Genomic DNA, 319 nt, shown 5'->3' with positions numbered 1-319 from the left:
GAGTGTCACCCGAACTGTTTCAGGTTATAAATTAATGATCCTCAAAAGCTTTTTTTTTCCTTGAGAATTCTCTCTCAAAATTTAACATAAAGTAGTGATAATTACATACCCCAGTTATGGATAGGCATTGTCCATATTTTACTGATATTCTGTATTCCCAGATACATTAGCTTCATCAGTGGCTGTTCTGAAGGAAAAGCACATTTAGTTTTGGTGATTTTGCGTATCTGGCGATGTACCCCTTGAATTGGATTGGTAGTATATATGATTTTTCGTACTACCTCATCGTACTCGAAGAATGATGAGAGATTTAACCAAT

General features: G+C 35.1%; 1 protein-coding gene. It reads right to left on the bottom strand.

Features of this window, described 5'->3' with window-relative positions; all coding sequences use genetic code 11:
• Positions 1–101 precede the first annotated feature (101 nt).
• A partial coding sequence (locus tag GNY06_RS03950; RefSeq protein WP_166518899.1) for a transposase occupies positions 102–319 on the bottom strand: 218 nt, incomplete at its 5' end.

The organism is Elizabethkingia argenteiflava (assembly GCF_009904105.1).
GTDB lineage: Bacteria > Bacteroidota > Bacteroidia > Flavobacteriales > Weeksellaceae > Elizabethkingia > Elizabethkingia argenteiflava.
Note: the sequence above shows the minus strand (reverse complement) of the source record. Positions and strands in the feature narration are given on the sequence as shown.